The 22,698-nt window shown below is 65.0% G+C and carries 25 protein-coding genes and 1 other RNA gene; 7 read left to right on the top strand and 19 right to left on the bottom strand.

Annotated features, from left to right (window positions below; genetic code table 11):
- The first annotated feature begins 119 nt into the window (after positions 1–119).
- On the top strand, positions 120–680 hold the full coding sequence (locus EWE75_RS02380) for an NUDIX domain-containing protein (RefSeq protein WP_130155085.1): 561 nt from the start codon (positions 120–122) through the stop codon (positions 678–680).
- A gap of 19 nt (positions 681–699) precedes the next feature.
- Here EWE75_RS02380 and EWE75_RS02375 read toward each other — a convergent pair whose 3' ends face one another.
- From EWE75_RS02375 to EWE75_RS02360, 4 genes are read right to left on the bottom strand one after another with little or no spacing between them, the layout of a single operon-like run.
- Positions 700–1,683, bottom strand: coding sequence for a class I SAM-dependent methyltransferase (locus EWE75_RS02375; protein WP_130155084.1), 984 nt, complete (start codon positions 1,681–1,683; stop codon positions 700–702).
- A 55-nt stretch (positions 1,684–1,738) separates the two neighbouring features.
- A complete protein-coding gene (locus EWE75_RS02370) occupies positions 1,739–1,984 on the bottom strand; it encodes an acyl carrier protein (protein WP_130155083.1) in 246 nt (81 codons plus the stop codon).
- Positions 1,985–2,017: 33 nt separating this feature from the next.
- A complete protein-coding gene (locus EWE75_RS02365; RefSeq protein WP_165388242.1) occupies positions 2,018–2,608 on the bottom strand; it encodes an LbetaH domain-containing protein in 591 nt (196 codons plus the stop codon).
- Positions 2,609–2,627: 19 nt separating this feature from the next.
- On the bottom strand, positions 2,628–4,520 hold the full coding sequence (locus EWE75_RS02360) for an HAD-IIIC family phosphatase (RefSeq protein ID WP_130155081.1): 1,893 nt from the start codon (positions 4,518–4,520) through the stop codon (positions 2,628–2,630).
- 181 nt (positions 4,521–4,701) lie between these two features.
- On the opposite strand from EWE75_RS02360, the gene EWE75_RS02355 reads away from it, so the two are divergent.
- Positions 4,702–5,532, top strand: coding sequence for a hypothetical protein (locus EWE75_RS02355; protein ID WP_130155080.1), 831 nt, complete (start codon positions 4,702–4,704; stop codon positions 5,530–5,532).
- Positions 5,533–5,536: 4 nt separating this feature from the next.
- Here the strand turns inward: EWE75_RS02355 and EWE75_RS02350 are convergent, their stop codons facing one another.
- The 11 genes from EWE75_RS02350 to EWE75_RS02300 all read right to left on the bottom strand — a co-directional run bounded on the left by EWE75_RS02350 (position 5,537) and on the right by EWE75_RS02300 (position 15,487).
- Complete coding sequence (locus EWE75_RS02350; RefSeq protein WP_130155079.1) at positions 5,537–6,955, bottom strand: SDR family NAD(P)-dependent oxidoreductase; 1,419 nt, start codon at positions 6,953–6,955, stop codon at positions 5,537–5,539.
- Positions 6,956–7,014: 59 nt separating this feature from the next.
- Complete coding sequence (locus EWE75_RS02345) at positions 7,015–8,886, bottom strand: YhjD/YihY/BrkB family envelope integrity protein (protein ID WP_231708162.1); 1,872 nt, start codon at positions 8,884–8,886, stop codon at positions 7,015–7,017.
- Between the two features lie 84 nt (positions 8,887–8,970).
- A complete protein-coding gene (locus EWE75_RS02340; protein ID WP_130155135.1) occupies positions 8,971–9,627 on the bottom strand; it encodes a 2OG-Fe dioxygenase family protein in 657 nt (218 codons plus the stop codon).
- 130 nt (positions 9,628–9,757) lie between these two features.
- Positions 9,758–10,429 (bottom strand): TetR/AcrR family transcriptional regulator, encoded by a 672-nt coding sequence (locus tag EWE75_RS02335; RefSeq protein WP_130155078.1) that lies wholly within the window; start codon positions 10,427–10,429, stop codon positions 9,758–9,760.
- 150 nt (positions 10,430–10,579) lie between these two features.
- The gene (locus EWE75_RS02330; RefSeq protein ID WP_130155077.1) at positions 10,580–10,972 is read right to left on the bottom strand and encodes a C-glycoside deglycosidase beta subunit domain-containing protein; all 393 of its coding nucleotides are present in this window, start codon (positions 10,970–10,972) and stop codon (positions 10,580–10,582) included.
- 14 nt (positions 10,973–10,986) lie between these two features.
- Positions 10,987–12,012: a sugar phosphate isomerase/epimerase family protein gene (locus EWE75_RS02325; RefSeq protein WP_130155134.1), complete on the bottom strand. Its 1,026-nt coding sequence runs from the start codon at positions 12,010–12,012 to the stop codon at positions 10,987–10,989.
- 530 nt (positions 12,013–12,542) lie between these two features.
- Positions 12,543–12,637: signal recognition particle sRNA small type (gene ffs / locus EWE75_RS02320), an RNA gene on the bottom strand.
- An 89-nt stretch (positions 12,638–12,726) separates the two neighbouring features.
- Positions 12,727–12,954, bottom strand: coding sequence for a hypothetical protein (locus EWE75_RS02315; protein WP_130155076.1), 228 nt, complete (start codon positions 12,952–12,954; stop codon positions 12,727–12,729).
- 45 nt (positions 12,955–12,999) lie between these two features.
- Positions 13,000–13,323 carry a 2Fe-2S iron-sulfur cluster-binding protein gene (locus tag EWE75_RS02310; RefSeq protein WP_130155075.1) on the bottom strand — a complete coding sequence of 108 codons (324 nt, stop codon included), beginning with the start codon at positions 13,321–13,323 and terminating at the stop codon, positions 13,000–13,002.
- Positions 13,320–14,414, bottom strand: a complete 1,095-nt coding sequence (locus EWE75_RS02305; RefSeq protein ID WP_130155074.1) for a cysteine desulfurase family protein — start codon at positions 14,412–14,414, stop codon at positions 13,320–13,322. Before EWE75_RS02305 ends, EWE75_RS02310 begins: the two co-directional genes overlap by 4 nt.
- Positions 14,411–15,487, bottom strand: coding sequence for a cysteine desulfurase family protein (locus tag EWE75_RS02300; protein WP_130155073.1), 1,077 nt, complete (start codon positions 15,485–15,487; stop codon positions 14,411–14,413). Before EWE75_RS02300 ends, EWE75_RS02305 begins: the two co-directional genes overlap by 4 nt.
- 103 nt (positions 15,488–15,590) lie before the next feature.
- Here EWE75_RS02300 and EWE75_RS02295 point away from each other — a divergent pair, with 103 nt between their 5' ends.
- On the top strand, positions 15,591–16,247 hold the full coding sequence (locus EWE75_RS02295; RefSeq protein WP_069205844.1) for an alpha/beta hydrolase: 657 nt from the start codon (positions 15,591–15,593) through the stop codon (positions 16,245–16,247).
- A gap of 108 nt (positions 16,248–16,355) precedes the next feature.
- Here the strand turns inward: EWE75_RS02295 and EWE75_RS02290 are convergent, their stop codons facing one another.
- The 3 genes from EWE75_RS02290 to EWE75_RS02280 form a co-directional block, all read right to left on the bottom strand.
- On the bottom strand, positions 16,356–16,676 hold the full coding sequence (locus EWE75_RS02290) for a helix-turn-helix domain-containing protein (protein ID WP_206364654.1): 321 nt from the start codon (positions 16,674–16,676) through the stop codon (positions 16,356–16,358).
- A gap of 1 nt (position 16,677) precedes the next feature.
- Complete coding sequence (locus tag EWE75_RS02285) at positions 16,678–17,040, bottom strand: type II toxin-antitoxin system RelE/ParE family toxin (protein WP_130155071.1); 363 nt, start codon at positions 17,038–17,040, stop codon at positions 16,678–16,680.
- A gap of 66 nt (positions 17,041–17,106) precedes the next feature.
- A complete protein-coding gene (locus tag EWE75_RS02280) occupies positions 17,107–18,075 on the bottom strand; it encodes a threonine ammonia-lyase (protein WP_206364653.1) in 969 nt (322 codons plus the stop codon).
- Positions 18,076–18,211: 136 nt separating this feature from the next.
- Here EWE75_RS02280 and EWE75_RS02275 point away from each other — a divergent pair, with 136 nt between their 5' ends.
- The 3 genes from EWE75_RS02275 (at position 18,212) to EWE75_RS02265 (ending at position 21,003) form a co-directional block, all read left to right on the top strand.
- Entirely contained in the window at positions 18,212–19,432 is a 1,221-nt protein-coding gene (locus tag EWE75_RS02275; RefSeq protein WP_130155070.1) for a type III PLP-dependent enzyme, read from the top strand.
- Between the two features lie 122 nt (positions 19,433–19,554).
- Positions 19,555–20,604 carry a 1,9-bis(guanidino)-5-aza-nonane synthase gene (locus tag EWE75_RS02270; protein ID WP_130155069.1) on the top strand — a complete coding sequence of 350 codons (1,050 nt, stop codon included), beginning with the start codon at positions 19,555–19,557 and terminating at the stop codon, positions 20,602–20,604.
- Positions 20,605–20,703: 99 nt separating this feature from the next.
- On the top strand, positions 20,704–21,003 hold the full coding sequence (locus tag EWE75_RS02265; protein ID WP_130155068.1) for a hypothetical protein: 300 nt from the start codon (positions 20,704–20,706) through the stop codon (positions 21,001–21,003).
- A gap of 43 nt (positions 21,004–21,046) precedes the next feature.
- On the opposite strand, the gene recR is transcribed toward EWE75_RS02265, so the two are convergent.
- Complete coding sequence (gene recR / locus EWE75_RS02260) at positions 21,047–21,643, bottom strand: recombination mediator RecR (protein ID WP_130155067.1); 597 nt, start codon at positions 21,641–21,643, stop codon at positions 21,047–21,049.
- A gap of 55 nt (positions 21,644–21,698) precedes the next feature.
- Here recR and fmt point away from each other — a divergent pair, with 55 nt between their 5' ends.
- Positions 21,699–22,697, top strand: coding sequence for a methionyl-tRNA formyltransferase (gene fmt / locus EWE75_RS02255; RefSeq protein WP_130155066.1), 999 nt, complete (start codon positions 21,699–21,701; stop codon positions 22,695–22,697).
- The last annotated feature ends 1 nt before the right edge of the window (position 22,698 follow it).

The following is a 22,698-nucleotide window of genomic DNA, read 5'->3' as shown; positions in this document are numbered from 1 at the left end:
GCGCAAGTCGGGCGATGCGCAGATGTTTGCGCGCACGAAGCAGTTCGGACATCGCGAGCCGCACGACGGGTTCGAGACGTAAGCTGGCGTAGGGCAGAGCGCGATGGCATAGGCCCGCCATGTTCGCGATCGACTCCGTCCGCTCCATCTACCAGGGTTGGCTCAATCTGGTGATGGTGAGATTGCGCGCGCCCGATGGCGTGACATTCGACCGGCACGTCATCGAACTCGGCAGGGCCGTCGTCGTCCTCCCCTATAATCCGGGAACCGGCATGGCGCTGGTCGTCTCGATGCCGCGTGCGCCGGTGACCTTGCTCGGTTTCCCCGACATGCTGGAGGCGATCGCCGGCAAACTCGACAGCGCCGACCCGGAGGAATGTGCGCGCCGCGAGGCGATGGAGGAAGCCGGGGTGCGCCTCGGCACGCTCGATCATATCGGCTGCCTCTGGCCGACGCCGAGTAACGCGACTGAGCGGCTCGACTATTTCCTCGCCACCTATGACGATGCCGACCGTATCGCCGCTGGCGGCGGGCTTGTGGAAGAACAGGAAAACATCACCGTTCACGAGATCGCGCTGACCGAGCTATGGGCGCGCTACGAGACCAATCGCCTGCCGGACGGAAAATTGGTCACGGTCTTGCTCGCGTTGCGGGTGCGTCGGCCCGATCTGTTCGTCTAACCGGCAGGGTCTTGCAAGATCAGCCTTCTCTCACGCGGCGGCCTTCGCGCTCCAGCCTGATCTGGTCGTCGTAGAATCGCACCAGTTCCGGGACGTCGATCGGTTGTTCCGCCAGTCGCCCGTGAAAGAACAACGCCGGGGCCGCGTCCAGCGCGACACGCGTGCCGGTAAAGCGATCGAGGAAGCGCAGCCAGAAGAAAGGAAGGGTCGCGACATGCCCGGCTTTCTTGCTGCGTAACAGCGATTGGGCGAGCGCCCGGAGCGCAAGCAGCACGCCGGTGCCGAGCCCCGAGGCGCTGCCGAGCGCAAGCACCTCGAAGTGTCGGAACATCCAGCGCAAGCCACTCGGCGTCCAGCGCGAGTAATCATAGGCGCCTTCGCAGACCGACCAAAGATAGGCCGTCGTCGCGAACACCTGGCCGCCCGGACGCAGCACGCGGCGGATTTCGCTGACGACCTGGATCGGATCGACGGTCAGTTCGAGCACGGCCTGAATCCACACCGCATCGACGCTGGCGTCCTTGAGCGGGATACGGTGCGCGTCGGCCAAGAAGGTGATGTTCGGAGAGGCGTAGATGTCGAGTGCCACCACTCCGACCTTGTCCGATTCGTACAGAGGTTCGGCCCGGCTGCCGATCGCACCGCCGCCGACGATGAGGAGGAGTGGCTGTTCGCGCGGCGATCGTTCGAGTTCGGCGATGACCGTGCGCGCAAAATGACGGGCGATCGGGTTGATGCCGTAGACGATCCGCCCAAACCACCAGCGCAGCCGGTCGCGTTTCCACACGCTTGCGCCGCCCGTCGCGAGCATCGTCTCGCGGTTCAGCACGCTGCTGCCGAATTCGATCAGCACATCCTGCCCGCCGACCTGATCGAAGGATGTTGAGGAACACTCGGATGCCGTACATGCCGCCGGTCCACCATCGACCGGCATGCTCAGGCCCGCGCCGCACGCCGGACAGGCGAGCAGGTCGGCGATCGGGGCGAGGTTCGTGATCAACATGAAATGCCCCCTACCCCGTCGCGGTCGAGACGCCCACCGTCACCCATCGCGAAGATCACCGCGCGGTCTTGCGTTCGATCAACGATATCAGCGCCTGGACATTGGTGAGCTTCTCGATGTCGCCCGAACCGATCTTGACGTCGAACGCGTCTTCGACCGCGAGGATGAGGTTGATGTGGCTGAGCGAAGTCCACCGCGCCACGTCGGCGGCGGTCATGTCGTCGCGCAACACCAGATCGTCCTCGTCGAAAATGTCGCGGAAGATGCCGGTGAGTTCCTCAACGATCTCGTCGTGCTGCATCGGTCGGTCCTCTTGTATCTGTCGGGAAGCGTATCAGGTATCGACGCGGTTGCGCCAGATGACGCGACCGGGAACGCCGAACACGGTAGCGCCCGCCGGCACGTTTCCCGTCACCACCGTGTTGAGCCCGATCGTCGCGCCATCGCCGATCCGAAGCTTGCCGACAATCTTCGCGCCGGGCCGCACCGTGACATCATTACCGATCGTCGGGCAGTCGTCGTCGTTCGAATAGCCGATGCTGACCTGCTGGTTGAGCCAGAAATTGGCACCGATCCGCTCCACCGCGACCATCGTCGAGAAGCCGTGCTGAATGAAACAGCCCGGGCCGAGATCGGGAATGTCGAGGTGCAGGCTGTCGAGCGGCGGCATCATCCAGCGATAGGCACGCGCGAACGGCAGGCGCAGATACACGAGGTTCCGATATTCCCGGAAGAACACCATCAAATGCATGTGACGATGGAGCAGCGCGAATCCGGCCGGTTCCTCATGGAACAGGATCGCGCACCAGCGGCGGATGTCGGCGCGGATCGGCGCGTCTGACCCGCTGAAGGCGATGATCAGAAGCGTGGGCCATAGGCGGATAAGGTTTAGCAGAAGCAAGACCTGCTTTGCCGCCGCTTTCATCGGCGCGTCTGCCCTTCGCTCACGCCGAGGTCCCCTGAATATCAACAACGCGGATATTAAGCGCGTCGGGTATCGGACGGTCAAGATCGAAGCGCCAGTGCGTTTCGCCATCGGTTGCCACGTCGATCTGCACGAATCCTAGGCGCGGATAATGCTCACGTACCATGTCGTTCCGATCGGTGGGCAGGTAACGACCGAACAATGCGGCGGCCCCCATGCGTTTCGCCTCGGCTGCGATCACTGCCAAGCAAGCAGCCTCGACCCCACGCCCGAGCACACGGCAACTCATCAGCCATGTCTCCAGATCAACCTCGCCGCCGGGCGTGAGGCGGCCGATCACGATCGCGATAACACCGTTGTCGCCGAACGTGTCGCGCAGCCGGAACTGCAAGGCAAGGAGGTGCGGGTCGGCGATGAGCGCAGCGATTTCCGCGTCGGAGTAGCGGCGGGTGGTGAGATTGAACTGGTTGGTCTTGTTGACCAACTGGACGATCCGTTGCTGGCCAGCCGCATCGAAGCGTTTCCACTCCAGCACCATCTGGAGGCTTTCCAGATAGCTTGTAATGTCCAGACCGCCGGTACGCGTCTTCTCGCGGGCGGCGTTGGCGGCGTAGAGCGCGGTGCGCTCGCGATCCTCCTCGGTCAGTGCCAACGCCTCGAAATAGCCGGCGCGAGCGAGCGTTCTGGCGTAAAGTGCGGCATCGTCGGGCAATTCAGGCACGCGCACCATCGGCAGCGCGCGCCGGACGAGATTGCGTTCGAACGGATTGTCATCGACGAACACAAGAGAGTCGAGGCCGATACCGATCTCGTCGGCGATGCGGCTCAGGTTGGTCGGCTTGTCGTCCCAATTGGCGACGAAGCTGGTGATATGCTCCAGCCTCAGGATCATGTCAGGGTGACGCTCGAACGCTTCGCGCGCCACCGCTTCGTCATTCTTCGAACAGACCGCGAGCAATACCCCGCGCTTCATCAGATCGAGCGCGTAGCGTTGCAGCGAGAGATAGGCTTCGCCTTCCGCGCTGCCCTGCCCGAGCACGATGCCGTTCACCCCGTCATCGCCGATGACGCCACCCCACAGGGTGTTGTCGAGATCGAGCACCAGGCACTTGGCGGAGCGTCCGCGCCGGGCCGAGACCAGTCGCAAGGCCAGTTCCGCGTAATGTTGTGCGGCGGCTGGTGAGACCTCCTGCTTGCCCTTCAGCCACAGCACCGGATCGTGCCAGGCGTCGAGACCGTCGATTGCGACGGCATCATCGATCGCCAGCAGGTCGATCCCCTCGTCGGTTGCGGCTGAGCGCAGGCGCGCGTTCAACGCTGTGGCCATGCGCGCCGGGGAACCCGGGAGGGCGTGCTCGTTCGATCCCATCAAGGGCAGCATCCGCGGCAAAGCGGTTTGCTGGATCACCTGCGCGCCGAACTGTTCGATCACTGTGCGCCACGCCGAGCGAAGTCGATCCATCGTCACGTCGAGCGCGGCGTCCGGCGCGTCGCTGATCTGTTCGCCGACGAAGTGGGTCGTATCGAGCGCAATCAGCACGACTTCGGGCGCGAAGGCGTGCAGCCCGGAAGTGGGATCGGCGATCTCGCGGAGATACTGGCCATATTCGGCGAGATAGCAATCGATCAGGAAGCCGTGACGCGCCCCGACGGCGCGCAGCGCCGGCAACAGATGGTCGAGCGTGGAGGCGCCGAGCACCGCGAGCCGGAGTGGCGTCAGCACACCGGCATAGCGAGCGGGATCGGTGATCTTGCGCAAGCGCCGATCGAGCTTGAAGACTTGTGAAAAGCCGAGTTCATACTGGCCCAATTGCCGGACCTGCTCGACAAGTACCGCATCGGACAAGGATTCGTCCGATGTCAGGTACGGAATGTCAGCGCTGGTCAGCAGCCAATCGAGCCGTGTCCGCATACTGGTTCATCGCCTCGCGTTCGGTTCGTCACCCGTGTGTCCTTGCGCTTTATCCACCGGCTGCGGCAAAGCAAGCGGCAGAACCCTGTCGCGCGGGTCAGCGTATTGATAAAGAGGGTGACCTGCGGTTTGCCAGACGATACGGGTCGGGCGGTTCGCAAAACAGCAACGAGGCCCATATATGCGTAGTTTCAACATATGGGCGGTGCTGCGGATCGTGCTGGGCGTCGTCGTCGTCGCCGTGGTCGGCCTCGCGGCGGTGGTCTGGGCGACCGTCCCGTCCGCCCCGGAAGGACATATCCGGGTGCCGGCGAAAACGCCGTTCACGAGCGGCCCGTATTTCGCCTATTCGCAACCGTGGGGCGGCGAAATGTCGGCGTTGACCAAATTGTGGGCGCCCCGCGCAGACCACATCGTCGTCAACCTCAAGAAATTCCCCAACGACACGCAATTCTACTGGCGGTGGCCGCCGTTCGGGCCGACCAACGGCCCTGGCGTGTGGGCGTATAGCGCGGTGATGCACGGCAATTACGATGGCGGGGAACCGGATGTCGCGGTCCCGCCCAAGCGCGTGCGCGACGTTCGCGCGTTCAGTCAGACGTTCGCGTGGACGATCGAGAACAGCAATGGCGACGGCAACGTACTTTCCGAAGTCTATCTGCGCTCGAGCGACACCGATCCAGATGCGAAGGTGCTCGAGATCGGCTGGTTCCTGCATATGCCGCAACACTCACGCACCTGGTTCGAAAATGCGCGACCGATCGGCGTGTTCGTGGCGCCCGACGGAATGCGTTGGGCGGTGCGGATCGAGGACAAGTTCTGCATGTTCGGACCCGAACGCGCGCAGGACATCCGCACCGGCACGCTCGACATGCTGGCCGCGCTCGCCTGGCTGCGCGCCAACAAGACGATCACCGGGGACGAGTGGCTGTGGGGTATCTCGCTCGGCGTCGAGCCGGTGGTGGGCGTTGGCCACCTTAACGTAGATCGCTGGAGCGTCGCCCGACAGTGATGCGCTAACGGTTCATCTCGCGAACGATATCGAGGATTGCGTCAACGCCTGAGGGCGTCTCGATCCACGGCGTACCGGCGGTCTGATCGGTGAGCAGGCGCGGAAGACGCCGCATCACGGTCTCGACGTGCGGAACGAAGCGGCTGATGTCTGCGGACAGGATTTCGCCGGCGGCTTTGGCCATCGCATATTCGGTCATCGACGGCGGGCGGTCGGTGACCGCGACCGAGGACGGGTAGAAGGCGCGCGCACCCTCTCCCCGGTCTGACAGGTAGGTGCAAATGCGCGAGAAACCTTCCACGTACACTTGGTAGAAGCGCTGGAAGATTGCACTGTCGAACGCGTCTTCGGTGCGAACGAAGATCTTGGTCGTGGCGAAATAATAGAGTTGATCAACGCGATCTAACGCATTGCCAAGCTGCGAAGACGGATCGTGAAGCGCATCGTAGCGCAGGATTTCACAGCGGCCTCCACCCTCGACGATATCGGCCTGCACCGCTTCCGCTTCGGACTGCCCGACCAGATAGGTGATCGTCACGTTGGCGCCGCCCGCTGCCAGCAACTTGGCGGCGAGTTCGCCAAGGCCGCGCGATCCGCCGATGATGAGGACATTGCGACCTTCGAAATCGGTGGCGCCGACGAATGCGCGCATGTCCTGGGTCGTCGGCTGCGTGATCGGCGGCGGGCGCACGAACGTCCTCACCGTGCCGCCAAGGCCACAGCCACGAACGGCGATGTCCAGAAGCCTGACGTCCGGTCGCGCGCGTTCGACCTTGAAGGCGATCTGGCCGGCAGGCGTCGCAAGCGCGTCGAACGTGATATCGATGCCGGCGAGGATCGAGTGCAATCCCGGCGTTATCATCCCGACGAGGGTCGACACGCCGGCCAGCCCTCCGGTGGCAGCACCTCCGATCGCGTGGCGCAAGGCGGGAAAATGCGAGGCAATCTCCTGCACCTGCATGATGCCCGCAGACTGGGCAGCAGCGTCAAAGTCGAGCGATCTTGGTTCGAACGGAATTTCGATCACGTCCAACGCGAATCCGACATCATCCTCAAGAGCCGGAACCGCCCGCTCCTCATGCCGAAGGTTGAAGACGGCCAGACGCGATCGTCCCGAATATGTCTCAAGGCGCGTACCGTTGCGTGTCGTGCTGGCGCGTGCTTCGACCAGATCGCCGACCTCGATGAATTTATCGAACCGCGCGCTGATCCCGAACACGGTCGCGACGCCGCCAGACTCCAGCCAGCATTCGAGTGCCCACAACATCGCGTGGACGCCATGCACCACCACGACGCCGGCCTGAGTCCGTCGCGCCGCCAATGGATCGAGGTGGAGCGGATTGCGATCGCCCGAAATGCGCGCGAACATCTCCTGATCCGACATTTCGAAGCGTTTGCGACCGATACACCGTCCGTCCGACACTTTCGTCTCCTCGACTGCCCGGTCGCAGCCTTACGCGGTGCGGGAGATCGCAGTCTATTCTATTGGCTCAGCGGGGATTCGTCGAACCGCGCGAGCAACGCCGCCACGTCGTCGTACAGCGCGACGGCGCCCGCATCGAGCAGCACATCATCCGCGAAGCCACCCGATCGCACCGCGACCGTGCGGATGCCGCATTTGCTCGCCGCTTCGACATCATAGGGTGTGTCCCCAACCACGATCACCTCGTCCGGCGTCAGCGGCTTCACCTTCGCCAGCGCCGCCGCGAAGATGTCACCGGCGGGCTTTGAGGTCTCCGCATCGTCGATCGTGGTCATCGCGTGCAAAGCGTTCCTGATGCCCAGTTGCTCGATATAATGCCCGACCTCCTTCGCGTCGGCGGAGGATGCGAGCACAACCTTCCGCCCACTCTCGTGAACCCGCCGGATCAACGCCGTGGCGGCTGGAAACGGTTTCACGGTATCGAGATGCGCGCGCTTGAACAGGACGCCGTGCCGCTTCGAGAGACGCTTGCGCATATCCTCGCTGGCATCCGGCACCAATGCCGGGACCAAGAGATCCCCGCCCTTGCCGATCTGGCCGCGAATCGCTTCGCGGTCGACGCGAAAGCCTTGATCCGCGAAGGCATCGTGCCACGCGGTTACGTGCTGTTCGTTGCTGTCGACGAGCGTACCGTCGACGTCGAAGAATATAGCCTTGATCATAATATGTTCCCTGGATCGGTCGCGGCGCAGCCACACCAGCGCGGCGGTTCCGCCGAGCAGCGCGAGACCCGGCCAACCGCGCCCTCTGCGGAGCAAGGACAAGCCGAGGTTCGCAGCCACCGTCGCAGCAAGACCGCCCTTTGGCAGCCCGGCAAAGCCGCCTGCCCGCGCGACGATCCGGCTTGCGACAATAGCGCTCGGCATCGACGAGGAGTTTGGCGCGGTAACGCCGACCGGCTGTGGCGGGATAGCATCATCGGCGGTGTGCGTGTCCTCAGCAACGTGATCCGCCACCCACGCACCGCGCTCGCCGATCGGCGCGTCGGCGTTCGTCGTGTCGCGCGCGGTCTGGTGTTCGAGTTCGGCGTTCAGCTCCGCTCCGAACAACAGGATATAGCTCGACAGATACAGCCACGTCAGCGTGATCACGACCGTACCGAGCGAGCCGTAGGTCGCATTGTAATTGCCGAAATTGGCGACGTAGATGCCGAAGCCCACCGTCAACGCGAGCCACATCACCGCCGCGAACAGCGACCCCGGCGTAAGCCAGATCCAGCGCGCGCGCCGCCGCGACGGACCGTAGCGGTACAAGGTCGCAGCGCCAGCCGCGCCGGCCAGCATCAGCAAAGCGTACACGGCAATCTTGCCGATCGCGATCAGGGTTTCGGGTGCGTTGGGGATGAGCGCTTCGAGGTATCCGAGCGCGGTGATCGCCGCCAGCGCCAGCATCGCAACGATGACGGCCGCCGTCGTGATCGTCAGCGCCAGCAGATTGACGTGGATGAAGCTGCGTGTCTCCTGCTCCTCATACGCGACGTTGAGCGCGGTGATGACCGCGCCCGCGCCATTGCGCGCGCCGAACAGCGCCAGCGCCAGCGCGATGAGCAGCCCCAGCCCCTTCTTGCCGTCGGAGGTCTTGACGACGTTCATCAACTGCTCGCCGATCAGCTTGGCGACGTCCGCCGGCATCACCGAGGTCAATTTCGTCATGTCGCGCATTACGGTCGGCGGATCGGCGACGATGCCGTACACGAGCACAGTCGCGCCGAGCAGCGGGATGAGCGCGAGGAATCCGTAGAAAGCGACGCCGGCCGCGATCAGCCCGATGTTGTCCTTGCCTGTCTCCGCCCAAGTCCGCCGTGCGACCGCTCGCCATGCCGCGAATGGCATGTGCCACGGATTGACGGCATCATGCCCCTGCTTGTCCACCTGTTGCCCCGTTTGTCCGCCACCCAAACGCGAGGGGCATCGTCACAACCGCCGGGGAGCCGGCTCCGTTCCTGTCGCCTTGCGTCAGTCCGCGCGCCAGGTGACGACGAGCGCGTCGCGGTGGGCCGGCGTGCCGTCCCGCGTGACGATCGGCGTGACGCCGTGGCGAATGCGGCGATCGTCGAGCACGACCGCTTCGCCGGGCGTACCCAGCGTGAAGCGGCCGAGCGGCGTGCCGTCGTCGGCGCCGATCTCGGTCACGCCTTCGGCGACGTTCTCGCGCGCGATCAGCATGACGAGCACCCAGTCGACGCCATCGCGGTGAAGACCCTCGGGAGTCGGACGGCCGATCTGCGCGGGCGAGGTTTCGATACGGAACTGGTGGACTTCGCTGTGCCACGGTGCGCCCGCGTCGCGCTGGTCGAGCGCGTCGAACAGCGGGGTGAAATGCCGGAAGATCGCGCGCAGGATCGGGCTGTCGGCGACTTCGGGTTCAATCGGATCGAACCAGCGCTGCACGTCGCCGTTGAGCGGGTTATAGTCGCGGCTCTGGAAATGCGGCTGGTGCGGTTTGCGATGGAACGCGCCGGCACTGGCTTCGAAGGTGGCGTGGCGACGGCGGCGGTAGCGCCCACCATCGGCCATGTAGCGATCGGGGCCGAGCCGATCCCAAGACCCGGCGAACAGCACCCACTCGGATTGCGACCAGCCGAGCAGATCACGCGCTTCCGGTGCAGGCATGTGCAGGAACGCGTGTTTGGCGAGGGCGTCGGCGATCGGCTGGGTGTCGGGTTCGGTGGTCGCCACGGCTGGTCCTTCGGGAAAGATGCGTGGCCGGCCATAGGCCCGCCGCCCCGTGCCCGGAAGGGCGCTATTCGGCCTGTTTGAGATAGGTCAAACACATCCGGCCGAGTTCGGCCTTGAGTTCGGCCCAATCGCGCAGGCTGGCCGACTCGCCGGTCGAGCCGAGGCTGAGCTGGCGCGCCAAGGTCGCGAAGATGATGTTGAACGCCGCCTTCGCCTTTTGTTCGTGACGATTGCCGCAAAATTCCGCGCGGTAGCTGAGCATCGCGGCGACGGCGGCTTCTTCCGAGCGGAACGCGCGCTGCTTGCCGGGTTCGGACACGAGCGGATCGAACGAGGCGCGCTGCATCGACAGGCGCAGCAGCGGCGCGTGCTGGCGCAGCACCTCGGCATAGGCCTCGACGTAGCGCGGCATGAACGCGGCCAAATCCGGCGAGCCGGCGACGACATCGGCCATCATCGTCGCTTCGTCGACGGCAATGCGTTCGAGTTCGTTGCCGATCACCGCGCGGACGAGATTGTCCTTGCTCTCGAACCGCAGATAGATCGAGCCGATCGAGACCTTGCCCGCCTTGCTGACTTCCTGGAGCGTAAAATCCTCGTTACCGCGTTCGAGCATCAATTTCTCGGCGGCGCCGAGCATGCGCCCGAGCGAAGCCTTGCTGCGCCCCTGCTGGGGCTGGCGGCTGACCGATTCGGGAATGAGCATCGGCTCGGCGGTTTTGGTACGGCGTGGCATTACCGACCTATCGCGTTCTAGAACCATAACGTCAATTCGTTCTAGAACAGCGGTTTGATCGGAACCGTATGGCATCCCATCGACAACACAAACAAAAACGGGCCGGTCGCAGCGCGCGACCGACCCGACAGGAGGGGTAGTTTAGAAGGATCAGGCGGCGAGCGCGAGGTCCTTGGTGTCCTTGGTGGTCGGCACGAACGGAAGGTACGATACGCGCATCCGCACCGCGAACTCGATGCGGTGGTTGCCCGGCGTCAGGCCACCGGCGCGCAGCACGGTGATCTTCGCCTTCTCAGCAAAGTTCCAGCGATCGTCATAGACGGTTTCCATCTCGTCGAGCGTGTAGGTCTTGCCGCGCACCGAGAAGCGCACGTCCTCGCGCGCCGCCGGCGCGCCATCGACGGTGACGGCGATGTCCTCGATCATCGATAGGCCAAGGCCGCGATAATAGGGCAGCCGGCCGAGGAAGGCGAAGCCGATCGTCTTGCCGTTCTCGACGACGTTCTCGAACAGCTCGGTGCAGATCATCTTGTTGTCCATCATGATACTGCTCTCCCTTATGCGGCGACGGATTGGGTGGCGAGGCTCGGCACGGTCGTTTCACCGACCAATTTGGCGAGCATCACCTGCTGGCGACGGACCTGCTCGACGGAATCGGGCTCCTGGAAATCCTCGATCCAGCGATTGCCTTCGTATTCCGAGCAGATGTAGCCGGTGTAGCCACCCTTCTGGAGCACGCGGACGATCTCGTCATACGGGATCGACGGCTCGACATAGTCGGGCGTCATCTCGTAGAACTTGCCGTGGACGTTGTGGATGCGGTGCATGTAGTCGAGCATCCGCTTGGGCTCGAACGCGGCATTGTGGCGCAGCGTCTCGGCCATCGCGATCGCCGGACCGACGCCGCCCATCTCGCGGACGTTGAGGATGACGTATTCGGAGAGAACCCGGTCCTCATAGGCCTTGATGATATAGTCGGCGATGTTGGCCGGCACGCCGACGCGTTTGAACTTCTCGGCCCAGATCGGCGGGAAGTTGAACAGGAACATGCCCAAGTCGGGAAGAAAGCCGAGCGCGTCCGAGCCGGACTTTTCGAAAGCCTCGGCATGGCGGAGAATCCACGGATGATCGAAATGCAGCGGCGCATGCACTTCGATGAGGATCTTGATGTTCTTTTCCTCGGCATAGGGCGCGGCCGCGACCAGCACTTCGGGCGCGATCGAAACGAGCGCGCGGATGTATTTCATGCCGAGCACAGCGCCGAAGTCGATGTCCTTCTTCACGCTCGCGACCTGCTCGTCGAACGGCATCGGCCGATCCTTGTAGCGCTTGTAGTCGAGCATGAAGTCGTGGCTGACCGGGGTACACTCATATTTGGCGATCAACTGATGCCATTCGGCGAGCTTGGCGTCGTCGATGCCGATCTCGGGCCAGCCCCAGAAGGTCTGCTCGCCGATGATCTCGATGCCGTCAGCGCCGAGTTCGGCGCAGGTGCGGATGCAATCTTCCAGGTTCATCTTGCCCTGAAAGGTCTCATTCTGGAAACTGTACAGGCTTACGCCGCGCTTGATCGTGGTCACGATACCTCTCCGCTGTCTGCGTCCGAAACGCCGGGTAGTTTGAGTGCGGAGAATGACGGTGGCGCACCCTGCAGGGACGCGCACGGCGTACCGACATGCGGATACGCCCTCTCCTGAGGTCTCCGCCTCGATTGGAATTTTCATTCCATTTATGAGCAGCGACGTCAAGAGCGGCGGGGTCGTCGAGAGTGGAATTATGGTTTTATTTTTGCGTGACGCGCGGCCTGGGAGCAGGTGTGCGATCTTGGAGAGCGGAAAGACTTCGCAGGCCTTGCGCCGTATTGAGAGCCCGTATCGAAGCACGGGTGATCGCGCGGGGCCTGTTCTTCGGTAACCCGGTGAGCTGCTCGAGATTGTTCGAGGGCGAACGGAGTTACTGAACTCCCGGAGCTGGGCTCGCGTCAATGATTCAGGCGGGATTGGCAGGGCAATCGCGCCGCGGGCTAAGCCCGCGTCGTCGGACGGCGCTGTAGCGCCGCCGACCGCGCACGCTGCGGATACTCGACGCAGCTTCGCTGCCTCTCGTGCAGCGTGCGGTAGGAGCCGGGCGACCCGTGGCGAAATCGTTGTGGCTGCTGCCTTCCGGCCCTGACCAAGTTGGCGACGACCACGCCCGCCCGACTCCCGCTGCGCATATGGCCGCGTAAAGCCTGCGGATCAAGAGTGGATCGCGGTTCGGGCGCGCCGCCTCGCAGCGCGCCCGTCGGTATCGCGGGTTTACCAGCGCACAGTGCGGCAGATGCGAACCTTGCGATGATGGCGCCATTCCATCTTGCAGACGCGGCGGGTGTGGTGACGCCAGCCGGGGCCGCGCTCATTGTGGCGAACGCTATGGCGCACGACGGTACGCTCGCGGACGACTCGCTCATGGCTCTGCGCGGTGGCGGCGACCGGGGCGAGCGTGGCTACGGCGAGACACGCCGACAGGATCAGCTTCAACTTCATGGCATTCGCTCCTTTTTATGCCTTGAGGGCACGGGAGCGTAATGATCAGCGGCCCTGCATGTTCCGTGATTCGCCGGGAATTGTCACGGTCATCGCGCGTTCGAGCCGGATTTGGCAGGCGAGCCGGCTGTGCCGCGTCGCGCCGCTGGCAAGATCGAGCAGGTCTTCCTCCTCCTCGCTGGCCGGCGGCAAAAGCGCGAAATCGGCGGCATCGACGATGACGTGACAGGTCGAGCATGCCATCTGCCCCTCGCACGTACCTTCGAGCGGCTGGCCGGCGTTTTGCGCGACTTCGAGCAGTCGGTCGCCGGGGTTCGCCTGCGCCGTGCTAAGCGTGCCGTTCGCGGCGATGAAGGTAACGGCGATCATGCCGCGATCCGCTGCGCGTGCGCGGCGGCGATGATGCGATCCACGGCTGCGATCAGGTCGTCCTCCTGTGTATAGCGGCCGAAGCCGAGCCGGATGCTCGAACGCGCCTGCGCCTCGCTCAACCCGATCGCGCGCAGCACATGGCTCGACCGTCCCGAGCCGCTTGCGCAGGCCGAGCCGGCGGAGAAAGCGATGTCGCGCAACTCCGACATCAGCCGTGCGACATCGACGCCATCGCGACGCATGTTGAGATTGCCCTTGTAGCGCTGGTCCGCCGAGCCGTTGAGCAACCAGCCTGCCGCTTCAAACCGCGCCAGCGTGGCGGCGAACAGCCGCGCGACATGCGCGCTATCTTCGGCCTCGCCCGCACGCGCCAACCGCGCCGCGACACCGAAGCCAGCGCACAAGGCCGGCGACAGCGTGCCCGATCGTCCGCCCGCTTCCTGCCCGCCGCCATGCAGCAACGGCTCCGGCACCATGCCATTGCGGCTCCACAATGCGCCGATGCCTTTCGGCCCGTGGATCTTGTGCGCCGAAACCGCGACGAGATCGCATGTCGGCGGGATCGGCACACGGCCATAGCCCTGCACCGCGTCGCACAGCATCGTCGCCCCGGCCGCGTGGGCGAGATCGGCGAGCGCCGCGATCGGCTGGATCACGCCGATCTCGTTGTTGACGAGCATCGCCGCGACGAGGCCGGTGTTGGGCACGATCGCTTCGGCGGCGCGGTCGAGATCGACCAGACCGTCGCCGCCGACCGGCAGCACCGTGACCTTGCGCCCCTGCGCCCGTGCGTCTGCGACGGTATCGAGCACCGCCGCATGTTCGGTGGCGAGCGTGACGATGTCGCCGGCCGTGCCCTTGATCGCCCAGTTGAGCGCCTCGGTAGCGCCGCTGGTGAAGCTGACATCGCCGCCCGGCGGCAGCAGCGCGGCGACCTGCGCGCGCGCCGCCTCGACCGCAGCCTTGGCCTTGCGCCCGGCGGCGTGCGACGAATGCGGGTTGGCGAAATCGTCGCGCAGCCACGGCAGCATCGCTTCATAGGCTTCCGGCGCGAGCGGCGTGGTCGCTTGATAATCGAGATAGATCATGCCGCGAACGCCTGTACGCTGCGGGCGATGCTGCGCCACGCGGCGACGAAGCGGTCGATATCCGCTTCGGTGGTGGCGCGGCCGAAGCTGACGCGGATCACCTCGCGCGTCGCCTCCGCGCTCCAGCCCATCGCGGTGAGGACGTGGCTCGGCTTCATGCTCCCCGACGAACAGGCGCTGCCCGCCGACACCGCGATGCCGGCCATGTCGAAGCGCACCAATTGCGTCGCCGCCGCGAGGCCGCGCATCCGGTAGGCGCCGATTGCGGGATGGCGGGTTACGCCCGCCGCGACCGCCTCGCCGCCCGATCGCGCGATCGCATCGTCGAGCTTTTCGCGAAGCGCCGCATAGCGCGCGATATCCTCCGGCACGGCGAGCGCAGCGGCAAAGCCGAGCGCGCCCGGCAGGTTCTCCGTGCCGGCGCGATACCCGCGCTCCTGCCCGCCGACCGGCGTCAGCGTGGCGAGATCGCGGACGAGCAGCGCACCGATCCCCGGCGGCCCACCGCGCTTGTGCCCGGAGACGACGACGAAATCGGCAAGGTCGGCGAGATCGTGCTGCGCGCCTGCGGGCATCTGCGCCGCATCGACCAGCAACAGCGCACCCGCCGCATGGATCGGCTCGGCCAGCGCACGCAAGGGCTGCCGGACGCCGGTCTCGCTGTTCGCCCATTGCACCGCGACGATCGCGCGGCCCGGCGCCGCCAGTGCCGCGTCGAGCCCTGCACTCAACGGCCATCCCGTGGCATCGACCGCGAGCATGACCGCGTCGGGCGCGGCGCGGATCGCGGCATCATGCTCTGTCGCCAGCAACACGCGGCGCTCCACCACCGATCGGCCAAGCGCGATCGCCAGCGATTCGCTCGCGCCGCTGGTCAGCAGCGTCTCGCCTCGCCAGCCATAAGCGGCGGCGATCTCGCCCCGCGCCCGCTCCAGCGCGGCGCGCGCGGCCCGGCCCTCGGCATGCGGCGAAGAGGGGTTGGCCCAGCGCGTCATGCCCTCCGCCACCGCCGCGCGCGCAACGTCCAGCGTCGGCGTCGTCGCGGCGTGATCGAGATAGAGGCGGTCGGCCAAATCGGGCTCCGGTTCACAATGATTGCGCCTCGGCGCGTCATGCCTATATAGCGCGCAACTTCCGCGTGTCCGCACGCGCCCCCATTTTTTGTCAGCAGGTTCGATGCCAGAAGTCATTTTCCCCGGCCCCGACGGCCGTCTCGAAGGCCGCTTCTCCCCCGCTCCGCGCCCGCGCGCGCCGGTCGCGATGATCCTCCACCCGCACCCGACCGCGGGCGGCACGATGAACAACCGCATCGTGCAGGAACTCTACAAGACCTTCCAGCGGCGCGGCTTCGCGACGCTTCGGTTCAACTTTCGTGGCGTCGGCAAGAGCCAGGGCACGTTCGACAACGGCGTCGGCGAGCTTTCCGACGCGGCGAGCGCGCTCGACTGGGTGCAGAGCTTCCACCCGGAAGCGTCGACGACATGGATCGCCGGGTTCAGCTTCGGCGCGTGGATCGGCATGCAGTTGCTGATGCGCCGCCCGGAGATTCGCGGCTTCATCTCGGTGGCGCCGCCGGCGAACATGTATGACTTCACCTTCCTGGCACCCTGCCCGGCGAGCGGCATCATCATCCAGGGCGAGAACGACGAGGTCTCCCCACCCGCCGCGACCCAGAAGCTGGTCGACAAGCTCCGCACGCAGAAGCACATCACCATCCACCACGACACGATCCCGAAGGCGAACCACTTCTTCGAGCATGAGATGCCGGAGTTGATGGGCAGCGTGGACAAGTATCTCGATATGCGGCTCGACCCGAACTCACCTATCAGGTGAGTTCGGAGCAGCGGATTAGCGAAGCTAATCCGCGTCCGCGATGTCGAGCCGGCCGGCGGCGCGCCAGCGCCGACCGACGGCATGGGCTTCGCCCATGCCGTTCTCACATCATACCGCTTCCAGCACGCGCGTCGCTCCGACGCCCTCATGTCGCGGCATGATGTGTATTTCCACATCATGGCCGAGCTTGCGAAGCCCTTCGGCAATATAGGTCTCGCTGATCCCCTCGAACCGCCCGCGAAGGATTTTCGAGAGCTTGGGTTGCGGGATACCAGTAAGGGCGGCGGCAGCCGTCTGGGTCAGCGCCATCTCCGCGATGCTCCGCTGCAACGCGGCCGCCAGCCTGGATTTCACCAGCCGCTCCTCGGGATTCGATAGCCCCAAATCCGCGAAGACGTTGCCGCTGGACGCCACATGTTCGACGGTCACGTCACTTTCCTTTCGTAGTGTTTTGGGCGGTCTTCCGCTTCTCGGCTGCGAGATGCTTCGCTGCCTTGAGCCGCGCTTCGATCGTGTCCTTGTCGTGTCGTGGAACAGCGATGCCGCTTGTTGATTTCTTCTGAAACGCATGAAGCACGTAAATATCGTCATCGATCTTGATGTTGTAAATACAGCGATAGGTGTCGCCGTCGGATCGCTCGATCAATTCTATGCTATCGCCATAGGGTTTGGCGTGCAGATGCCTTTGCCCGGTTTGCGCGAGATAGAGGCCATGACCGAACTCCGCGCGAACCGCTTCCGGCATCTCGATCAAATCTTTCAGGCTACTCCCGATCCACTCGATCTTTCGCATTCTCCACCCCTGTTGAATGCAAGTCCATAATTAGACCCGTTTAGTTATAATATCAATAGGGCGGCGCTATTCGCTCCCGGCCAACACCCGCCCATACGCCGCCAAATCTACGTTGCCGCCCGACAGCACCACCAGCATCCCCACCTGCGCGCGCACCTTGCCACTCAGCAGCGCCGCCAGCCCGACCGCGCCGCCCGGTTCGACCACCAGCCGCAGCCGTTCCGCCGCCCAGCGTTGCGCGGTGCGGATTTCCGCTTCGCTGACCGCCACACCTTCCACGCCGCGCCGCGAGAGCACGTCGAAGGTCAGCGGCGACACGCGTGTCGTCTGGAGCGCGTCGCATGCGGTCGGTGGCGCGCCCTCGCCCACCGCCTCGATCCAGCCTGCCTCCAGGCTGCGGCGCATGTCGTCCCAGCCTTCCGGTTCGACGACGGTGATCTTCGCGTCGGGCAGCGCCAGCGTAACGCCCGCCGCCAACCCGCCGCCGCCGCACGGCACCAGCGCGTGCGTGACCGGGCCGAGCCCGCGCTCCGCCATCTGCTGCGCGGCTTCGATGCCCGCGCTGCCCTGCCCCTCGATGATCCACGGATCGTCGAAGCTCGGCACCAGCACCGCACCGCGCGCCTCGGCGAGTCGGGCGGCGATCGTCTCGCGGCTTTCGGTCGCGCGGTCGTAGGAGACGATCTCGGCGCCCAAGGCGAGCGTGCCGTCGCGTTTCGAGCGCGGCGCATCGGCGGGCATCACGATCAGCGCCGGCATGCCGAGCCGCTTCGCCGCCCACGCCACCCCCTGCGCATGGTTGCCCGACGAGAACGCGACGACACCGCGCGAGCGCGATTCGGCGTCGATCGCGGTGAGCCGGTGCCATGCGCCGCGCAGCTTGAACGCGCCCATCGGCTGCAACGATTCGGCTTTAAAGGCGACCGCAACGCCTTGAATCTCCGCCACGAACAGCGGTGTAGGCGGGACCACCGAGGCCACTTTCGCAGCGGCATCACGCACCCCCGCCCGGGTCGGCTGTCGTAAAATCGTCACATATTATCTCCGAGCGTCTAAAACCGCTTTACATAGGAAAACGCCGACCCTATCTCGCGCTTCCGCTGCCCCATGGGACTTCCAACCGCAAGGCAGCTTTTTTCGTCTTGTCTCACGACATTGGAGGTCCCTTGAATTGCACAAGCATCATCGCGCGCTGGGGTTAGCGACCACCATTTCGACCACCGTCACCGGAGTCGATATCGCTAAGCACGGGCCGGTCCAACCGGTCACGCTCGTTCGTCCGCACGCCGCATCGCGTGCCGCCCGCTTCTTCATTGAGAAGTTTCCGGGTCGCTCGATGTATGCCGTGAAGGCGAACCCTTCGCCCGAACTCCTGCAGATTCTGTGGGATAGCGGCATCACGCATTACGACGTAGCCTCGATCGCCGAGGTTCGGCTCGTCGCGCGCACGCTCCCGGAAGCGACCCTGTGCTTCATGCACCCGGTCAAGGCCGAGGAAGCGATCCACGAGGCGTATTTCACCTTTGGCGTACGCACGTTCTCGCTCGATTCGATCGAGGAACTGGACAAGATCGTCCGTGCGACCCGCGCAGCGGAAGACCTGACGCTCTGCGTCCGGTTGCGTGTGTCGTCCGAACATTCGAAGCTCAGCCTCGCCTCGAAATTCGGCGCGGCGCCCGGCGAAACCAAGGAACTGCTGTTCCGCACCCGCCAGGTGGCGGATGCGCTGGGCATCTGCTTCCACGTCGGTTCGCAGGCGATGACCCCGGAAGCCTATTCGAACGCGATGGAGCGTGTTCGTGCGGCGATCGTCGACGCGGCGGTCACGGTTGACGTGATCGATGTCGGCGGCGGGTTCCCCTCGTCGTATCCGGGCATGGAGCCGCCCCCGCTCGAACATTATTTCGAGACGATCCACCGTGCGTTCGAATCGCTGCCGGTCAGCTATTCGGCCGAATTGTGGGCCGAGCCGGGCCGGGCCTTGTGCGCGGAATACAGCTCGATCCTGGTGCGCGTGGAAAAGCGCCGTGGTGACGAACTGTTCATCAATGACGGCGCCTATGGCGCGCTGTTCGACGCGGCGCATATCGACTGGCGTTTCCCGGTCGAGCTGCTTCGCGAGCCGGACAGCCATGCCAAGCTGATGCCGTTCAGCTTCTACGGCCCGACCTGCGACGACATGGATTATATGGCGGGGCCGTTCTACCTTCCCGCCGACACCAAGGCCGGCGATTATTTCGAGATCGGCATGCTCGGCGCCTACGGATCGGCGATGCGGACCGCGTTCAACGGGTTCGGATCGGACGAGACGGTGATCGTCGGCGACGAGCCGATGGTGTCTTTGTACGATGAGGCGCCCGCACAGGTCGCTTCGAACGTCGTCAAGCTGTAACACCCGACCACCACATTGTCCGTCACCCCAGCGCAAGCTGGGGTCTCGTACGGCTGAGCGATACGCCAGCCCCATCGAGACCCCAGCTTACGCTGGGTGACGTAGTTTGCTGAGGATCTGACATGACCGAACCGCTCAACACCAACCGCAAGGCCGAGCTGCTCTCGACCACTGTCGAGCATATCGACATCACGAAATTCGACGCGCGGCCGATCGTCGATGCGATGAAGAAGATGAGCTTCACCAGCCGCGATCTCGGCCGGGCGACCGACATCTACAACCAGATGCTCGCCGATCCCGATTGCTCGATCTTCCTCGTCATCGCCGGCTCAACCTCGGCGGGCGGCTGCATGGATCTCTATGCCGAGTTGCTGCGCAACAACATGATCGACGGCGTGGTCGCCACCGGCGCGTCGATCGTCGACATGGATTTCTTCGAGGGCCTCGGCCACAAACATTATCAGGCGCTCGAAGTGCCGGACGACGACACGCTGCGCTCGCTGCTGATCGACCGCATCTACGACACGTATATCGACGAAGAGCAGCTTCAGGATTGCGACCACACGATCCTCGAGATCGCCAACAGCCTTGAGCCGCGCCCGTATTCGAGCCGCGAGTTCATCCGCGAGATGGGCAAGTATCTCGTCGAGAACGGCAAGAAGGAGAACAGCCTGGTCAAGCTCGCCTATGAGCATGACGTGCCGATCTTCTGCCCGGCGTTCGTCGATTCGTCGGCTGGCTTCGGTCTGGTCAAGCACCAGGTCGACCGCGCCAAGGAGGGCAAGCCCTACATGGTGCTCGACGCGATCGCCGACTTCCGCGAACTAACCGACATCAAGATCAAGGCCGGCACCACCGGCCTGCTGATGATCGGCGGCGGCGTGCCGAAGAACTTCATCCAGGATACCGTGGTGTGCGCCGAGATCCTCGGCCATGACGACGTGCAGGTCCACAAATACGCGGTTCAGATCACCGTGGCGGACGTGCGGGACGGCGCCTGCTCGTCCTCGACGCTGCAGGAAGCGGCATCGTGGGGCAAGGTCAACACCGGCATCGAGCAGATGGTGTTCGCGGAAGCTGGCTCGGTGATGCCGCTGCTGGCATCGGATGCTTACCACCGCGGGCTGTGGAAGACTCGCACCAAGCGCCGCTGGGGTGCGAGCTTCGATTAACAGAAGCGCCAGCTTCGATTAATCTAAGATGCTTCATGAAACCTTGGTCGGCTGCGGACGTTTCGCAACCGTTACCAAGGTTTTATGGGAGAATGTCGAATGCGTAAGATCCTTATGTCGCTGAGCGCGCTGTCGCTGGTCGCTTCGGGCATCGCGATGCCGTCGGCTGCCGATGCGCGCCGCTACAAGCGCCATCACAGCCGCACCTATTACCAGAATTGCCATCGCTCGTCGGGCACCACCGGCGCGATCGCCGGCGGCGCTGGTGGCGCGGTGCTGGGCAACGTGCTCGGCGGCGGTGTGCTCGGCACGGTCGCTGGCGGTGTCGGCGGCGCACTGCTCGGTCGTCACCTCGACAAGAAGCATGACGCCGCGCAGAACCGTCGCAACGGCTGCTGATTGATCTCGGGGCGGGCTGCAAGGCTCGCCCCGCTTCCTCCGACTATGCGACCGGCCGCCGCGCGCGAAGCGCCTGCGCCAATGTACCCTCGTCGAGATAATCGAGTTCACCGCCGACCGGCAGGCCGTGCGCCAGTTGCGTGACGCGCACCGGGAAACGCTCGATCCGCTCGGCGATATAATGCGCGGTCGTCTGACCCTCCAGCGTCGCGTTCATCGCCAGCACGACCTCGTCGATGCCGCCCGCCTCGATGCGGCGCACCAGAGAATCAATGGCGAGATCCTCGGGGCGCACACCTTCCAGCGCCGAAAGCCGCCCGCCGAGGACATGGTAGCGCCCCGGGAACAGCCGCGCACGATCGAGCGCCCACAGGTCTGCCACTTCCTCCACCACGCACAAAGCGCGCGCGTCTCGGCGCGGATCGGCGCAGACCCCGCACGGATCGGTGGTATCGACGTTGCCGCAGATATGGCAGTCGGTCAGCCGCGCCTCGACCGCCGTCAACGCGGCGAGCAGCGGGCCGAGCGCGCCTTCGCGCTTCTTGAGCAAATGCAGCACCGCGCGCCGCGCCGAGCGGGGGCCGAGCCCCGGCAGGCGGGAAAGCGCCTGGGTGAGCGCGTCGATTTCGGGAGAGGCCATTGCGGAACAGATAGGGGGTTGCAGTGCCCCCCGACAAGCGGCCAGAGCGTCCCCCATGCGGATCATTTTCATGGGAACCCCCGATTTCTCGGTGCCGGTGCTGCACGCGCTGGTCGAGGCCGGGCATCAGGTGGCAGCGGTATACAGCCAGCCGTCGCGCCGCGCCGGTCGCGGCAAGGCGCTGACCCCGACCCCGGTCGCGCGCGCGGCCGAGGCGTTGGGGATCGACGTGCGGACGCCGGTAAGCTTGCGTGATGCCGAGGCGCAGGCGGCGTTCGCGGCGCTCGACGCCGATATCGCGGTGGTGGCGGCCTATGGGCTGATCCTGCCGCGCGCGGTGCTGGATGCGCCGCGTCTCGGGTGCCTCAACGTCCATGCCTCGCTGCTGCCGCGCTGGCGTGGCGCCGCGCCGATCCAGCGCGCGATCCTCGCCGGCGATGCCGAGACGGGGGTTTGCATCATGCAGATGGAAGCGGGGCTCGATACCGGGCCAGTGCGGCTGGAAGGGCGCACGCCGATCGCTGACAAAACCGCGGGCATATTGACCGATGAGCTGAGCGCGATGGGCGCGCGTCTTATGGTGACGGTGCTGGGCGATATCGACGCGCATCCGCCGGTGCCGCAGCCCGAGGACGGTGTCACCTATGCCGCCAAGATCGACAAGGCCGAGACGCGGATCGACTGGACGCAGAGCGCGGAACAGGTCGAGCGGCAGGTGCGCGCGTTCAATCCGGTGCCGGGCGCGTGGTTCGAGGTGGCCGGCGAGCGGGTCAAGGTGTTGGCGGCAACGCTAAGCCCTCTCCCCTCCGGGGAGAGGGTGGCCGAGCGCAGCGAGGTCGGGAGAGGGGCTGTCACGGGCGGCACCGCTTCGGACAGCCCCTCTCCCCGGCCCTCTCCCCGGAGGGGAGAGGGAGAAGTGCTGGACGACGCACTCACCATCGCCTGCGGCTCGGGCGAAATCCGCCCTACCCTGCTCCAGCGCGCCGGGCGCGGCATAGTGACGGCGGAAGACCTGCTGCGCGGCTTCCCGATCCCGGCAGGCACACAGTTATGAG

Source organism: Sphingomonas populi (assembly GCF_004208535.1).
GTDB classification, from domain to species: Bacteria; Pseudomonadota; Alphaproteobacteria; order Sphingomonadales; family Sphingomonadaceae; genus Sphingomonas; species Sphingomonas populi.
Note: the sequence above shows the minus strand (reverse complement) of the source record. Positions and strands in the feature narration are given on the sequence as shown.